Annotated in this window: 3 protein-coding genes; 2 read left to right on the top strand and 1 reads right to left on the bottom strand. The window is 38.6% G+C overall.

Translation table 11 applies throughout. The features are described from left to right. Positions 1–186 precede the first annotated feature (186 nt). The gene (pfkB, locus tag BFA01S_RS21140) at positions 187–1,101 is read left to right on the top strand and encodes a 1-phosphofructokinase (protein WP_066235556.1); all 915 of its coding nucleotides are present in this window, start codon (positions 187–189) and stop codon (positions 1,099–1,101) included. Positions 1,102–1,114: 13 nt separating this feature from the next. Beyond that, positions 1,115–2,947: a PTS fructose transporter subunit IIABC gene (locus BFA01S_RS21135; RefSeq protein WP_066235554.1), complete on the top strand. Its 1,833-nt coding sequence runs from the start codon at positions 1,115–1,117 to the stop codon at positions 2,945–2,947. Positions 2,948–2,996: 49 nt separating this feature from the next. Here the strand turns inward: BFA01S_RS21135 and BFA01S_RS23555 are convergent, their stop codons facing one another. Beyond that, a complete protein-coding gene (locus tag BFA01S_RS23555; protein WP_268874897.1) occupies positions 2,997–3,128 on the bottom strand; it encodes a hypothetical protein in 132 nt (43 codons plus the stop codon). Positions 3,129–3,269 lie beyond the last annotated feature (141 nt).

The following is a 3,269-nucleotide window of genomic DNA, read 5'->3' as shown; positions in this document are numbered from 1 at the left end:
ACTGATAGAAGTTTCACTTTATTAGGGACTTATCGGACAGCTTCTTCCTTTATAACCGGTTATTCGACAAGAGAACTGTAAAAAAGGCAGAAAATTCAGATTAAACAGCGAACGATTTTGATTGCTTCCTATTGTTTCCACATGTAGGATAAGTTAATGATAACTAACGAAAAAGGTCGTGTCTCTATGATTTACACTGTTACTTTAAATCCTTCAGTCGATTACGTGATGAAGGTTGATCATTTTCAGTTGGGAGGGTTAAATCGGACAAGCTGGGATGAGAAATTTCCAGGGGGGAAGGGGATTAATGTTTCACGTGTGTTAAAAAGACACGGTGTAAGCTCAAAAGTATTAGGATTTATAGGCGGTTTTACAGGTGATTATATTGAAACATTTCTTAGTGAGGAAGAAATTGAAACTGATTTTGTGAAGATCAAGGAAGATACAAGGATTAATATTAAATTACATACAGATGATGAAACAGAAATAAATGGGACAGGTCCATATGTAAAAGCGGAGGAAATATCAGAATTTCTACATAAACTCGATTTTCTGAGAAAAGGAGATATCATCGTGCTAGCCGGCAGTATGCCTCGATCAGTACCTCTATCTATTTATCATGCTATTATTCATATTTGTGAGGAAAAGAACGTTTCTATCATTGCTGATCTATCTGGTGAAGTATTAAAACAAATTAGTCCTTCAGCAAAGTTATTTTTAATGAAGCCGAACCATTACGAACTCGGGGAGCTTTTTGGTGTAAGGATTCAAGGGATAGAAGATGCATATATTTACGGTCAAAAATTGGTTGAAAAGAACATAGAAAATGTCATTGTTTCACTAGCAGGGGAAGGTGCATTATTTTTAACTAAAGAGGTTTCTTATTTTGCCAGTGTACCGGAAGGAGCTGTGAAAAACTCGGCCGGTGCCGGTGACTCAGTTGTTGCCGGTTTTTTAAGCGGATTTGTGAATGGGAAAACAAAGAAAGAAGCTTTCAGACTAGGAGTAGCATCAGGAACTGCAACAGCGTTTTCAATCGAATTATGTACGAGTGAAGAAGCGACAAAGCTGATGAAGGAGATAAAGATCACAAGGCTATAAGGAGAGAGATGGAATGAGAATTACTGATTTATTAACGAAAAATACGATTAAGCTGCAGCTTGAATCAAACTCGAAAATAAATGTCATTCATGAACTCGCCGAACTTTTAGATGATGCTGAAAAATTAGTTGATAAGGAAAGATTTACAGAGGCAGTCTTTGCACGTGAAGATCAAAGTACAACAGGTATTGGTGAAGGGATTGCTACTCCGCATGCAAAGACAGATGCCGTGAAATCCGTTGCAATTGCATTTGGTAAATCGGAAGAGGGAATTGATTTTGAATCTTTTGATTATGAACCGAGTCGGCTTTTCTTTATGATTGCTACTCCTGACGGTGCAGACGACATGCATTTGAAAGCGTTGTCAAGATTGTCGCTGATTTTAATGAAAGCAGAAGTAAGAGAGAAATTAATTTTTGCTAAAACAGTGGAAGATGTACTTGGAATTATTGACCTCTATGATAGAGAAGAGAATGAACAAGTGGAAAAAGCTATGGTTTTAGCAGTAACAGCTTGTCCGGCAGGAATTGCTCATACATATATGGCGGCTGACGCTTTAAAGGAAAAAGCACTAGAATTAAATATAAGACTTAAAGTGGAAACAAATGGATCAAGAGGTATCGAAAATGTTTTAACGAAAGAAGAAATTGAAAAAGCAGCAGCAATTATCATTGCGGCTGACAAACAGGTTGAGATGGATCGATTTAAAGGAAAGCATGTATTAAGAGCAGGGGTTGCTGAAGGCATTCGCCAGCCTGAGAAATTGCTTAAGAGTGCGGTACAGCAAGATGCACCCGTTTATAAAGGGACAGTTAAAAAAATAGAGATTGTTTCTGAATTTTATAAGCATTTAATGAATGGTGTTTCAAATATGCTTCCGTTTGTAGTTGGGGGTGGCATTTTAATTGCCATTTCGTTTATGCTTGGCATTCAAGACCATTCACCGTACAGTGTTTTTACTGAAGCATTAAACACGATTGGCGGGGGAAGTGTCTTTGGTTTGATGATTCCGGTATTAGCTGGTTTTATTGCAATGAGTATTGCAGAGCGCCCAGGCTTAGCACCTGGAATGGTCGGGGGATTGATGGCTGCACAAAGTGGAGCAGGATTTCTCGGCGGATTGATCGCAGGTTTTTTAGCGGGGTATATCATTATATTGCTGAAGAGATGTTTCCTTAGGCTTCCACAGGCGCTCGAAGGAATGAAACCAGTCCTTTTGTATCCTCTTTTTAGTATTTTTCTAACAGGAATGATGATGTTGTTCCTTGTGAATAAACCGATAAGTTTACTTAATATACAAATAAATGAATTCTTAAATGGATTAGGTACGACTAATCTCGTTATATTAGGTATTATATTGGGTGGAATGATGGCAATTGATATGGGTGGACCAATTAATAAAGGAGCATTTACTTTTGGACTTGCGATGATTGAAGCTGGTCATTTTACCCCGCATGCTGCAATAATGGCAGGGGGGATCGTTCCGCCACTCGGTGTTGCATTAGCAACGACAATTTTTCGTCATAAATTTACAAAGAGTGAACGTGAAGCTGGGGTTGGGTGTTATATTATGGGCTTTTCCTTTATTACAGAAGGAGTTATTCCATTTGCAGCGAAAGACCCAGTTCGTGTTCTGACATCAATTATTACAGGATCAGCTGCTGCAGGCGGTCTTGCAATGCTATTTGGAATCGGTCTGCGTGCACCGCATGGCGGAGCATTCATTATCCCGTTTGTGGAAGGAAACCCGTTCTTATACGCAGCAGCGATTATTAGCGGAGCACTTATAACAGCACTTCTGCTAGGGGTATTGAAAAAAGAGGTAATGAAAAGTTCTATTTCATAATGAAAAGAGTGGTCCTCTAGCGTGGAAACAGATAGCTAGAGGACAATTTTTATTTTTTTCCTCGTATTTCATTATGTTTTAACTCTGCTGGATCATTTCCGAAATCTTTTTCTGTATTAATTGCGTCACTAGCTTTCTTCATTTTCTTCTGCTGTCCTTTTTTACTATCTCGTTCTGCCATTTCTTTCATTCCCTTCTTTTAAATGATCAACTTTTATCCCAGCCTTAACGAGCAGTAAGACTCCCATTTCAAAGTTCTGAGGGTTCAAAGAAGTGAAGTTGGAGATCGACTGCTCGTAAAAGTCCGATTGGTTCAACTAAT

The sequence above is a fragment of the Metabacillus fastidiosus NBRC 101226 genome (assembly GCF_001591625.1).
Taxonomy (GTDB): Bacteria; Bacillota; Bacilli; order Bacillales; family Bacillaceae; genus Metabacillus; species Metabacillus fastidiosus.
The sequence above is the reverse complement of the archived record's forward strand: the minus strand, read 5'-3'. Positions and strand labels throughout refer to the sequence as shown.

Bases quoted from the DNA above. Each gene is read 5' to 3' on its own strand.
- pfkB (WP_066235556.1), top strand. From the start codon at position 187: ATGATTTACACTGTTACTTTAAATCCTTCAGTCGATTACGTGATGAAG.
- BFA01S_RS21135 (WP_066235554.1), top strand. From the start codon at position 1,115: ATGAGAATTACTGATTTATTAACGAAAAATACGATTAAGCTGCAGCTT.
- BFA01S_RS23555 (WP_268874897.1), bottom strand. From the start codon at position 3,128: ATGGCAGAACGAGATAGTAAAAAAGGACAGCAGAAGAAAATGAAGAAA.